Raw genomic sequence first — 1,541 nt, 5'->3', positions numbered from 1 at the left:
GATCTCGCTGCTGGACACGCAGCGACACCTGCAGTCTCGATCATGAACCGCCGTATGCGGAACCGCACGTACGGTGGTGTGAGAGGGCTGAGGGGGTGACCCCTCACCCTACTCAATGGCCCTCACGGTCCCTTTGTCGTTCCCTTCTCGTCCCCTTCTCGTCCTCTCACGGCGCATTCCGTGATCCCTGGCACGACCGCATTCGCCTTGGCATGCGAGTCTCCACTGCCCCCGCGACTTTCACTTCCCTCCGCTTCCCCCGCGCACGGGCGCTCCCTGGCGATGCTGTGGGAATTGTCTTACGTACATTTCAGCAGCGCTCGTCTGCTTCATGGCGGTGCCAAAACATAACCTGCAGATACAGCGTGGCCACAAGGCGAGGAGAAAGCGCCAGGCCGGCAAGTATCCACCTGAAAAGGAGCACGACATGATGACGAGGAAATGGCTGACTGCGGCAGTGTGTTCGATGATGGTTGCGGCCCCTGCCGGATTTGCCTACGCGGAAGCGGGCTCGAAGGCCGACTACGGTGCCAGCGTCAAGCAGGCGGAAGCCGACTACAAGGTCGCCACGAGCAAGTGCGGCGCGTTGAAGGACAACGCCAAGGACGTTTGCAAGCTGGAGGCAAAGCGCGACCGCGACGTGGCCAAGGCCAATGCCGAAGCCCGGCGCGACGGCACCGAGAAGGCCCACGCCAAGGCCATGAAGACCAAGGCCGACCGCGACTACGACGTGGCCAAGGAAATGTGCGACGACAAAAAGGGTAACGACAAGGACGTGTGCGTGAAGGAAGCCAAGGCCTCGCATGAGCAGGCCCTGGGCGCCGCCAAGGTCGAAAAGGCCGCCGCCACGGGCACCAGCACGGATGTGGCCGAAGCCCGTGCCGACGCGAAGAAGGACACCGTCGACGCCGCCTACAAGGCCGACAAGGAAAAGTGCGATGCGATGTCCGGCGATGCCAAGGACAAGTGCCAGGCTAACGTGAAGCTCAAGTACGCCAAGTAAGTCTGCCAAGTAAGTCCGCCGGGTCGGTGCCGCTGGCATCCCCCGGCATCGACACCTGAAAGGAGCCGCAAATGAATTGGGATCAGATCGAAGGCAAGTGGGATCAGGCAAAGGGCAAGATCAAGGAGAAGTGGGGCAAGCTGACCGACGATGACATGACCGTCATCAATGGCAAGCGCGACCAGCTGGCCGGCCGCATCCAGGAGCGTTACGGCTATACCAGGGAACGCGCCGAAGAAGAGATGAAGGCCTGGGAACGCGACGTGCGCTGGTAAGCGGGCGCGCAGTTCCTGATGTGTAGTGCCAGATTGTCATGCGCGGACGTGCGCGATGGCTGCGGCGGGGCTTCCACCCCGCCGTTTTCTTTGTGCGCCCAGCATGGGCGCACTCTTGTGGGTGCAAGTCCCACCGTAAGTTGATCACCGCGAACGAAGCGAAGCGCAACTGCGAAAGGGTGACCGATCGTGGGGAGGAAGCGTGGAGCGAAGCTGCGAGCCGAGGGACACGATGGAGCGAAGCTGCGAGCCGAGGGACACGA

The 1,541-nt window shown here is 62.2% G+C and carries 2 protein-coding genes; both read left to right on the top strand.

Translation table 11 applies throughout. From position 1 onward, the window contains the following. The first annotated feature begins 430 nt into the window (after positions 1–430). A complete protein-coding gene (locus AC1DOX_RS30920) occupies positions 431–1,003 on the top strand; it encodes a hypothetical protein (protein ID WP_441624651.1) in 573 nt (190 codons plus the stop codon). 71 nt (positions 1,004–1,074) lie between these two features. Beyond that, a complete protein-coding gene (locus AC1DOX_RS30915) occupies positions 1,075–1,278 on the top strand; it encodes a CsbD family protein (protein WP_092142879.1) in 204 nt (67 codons plus the stop codon). The last annotated feature ends 263 nt before the right edge of the window (positions 1,279–1,541 follow it).

It is taken from the genome of Cupriavidus sp. 01L415 (genome assembly GCF_056400065.1).
This window is presented reverse-complemented; position numbering and strand designations above follow the sequence as displayed.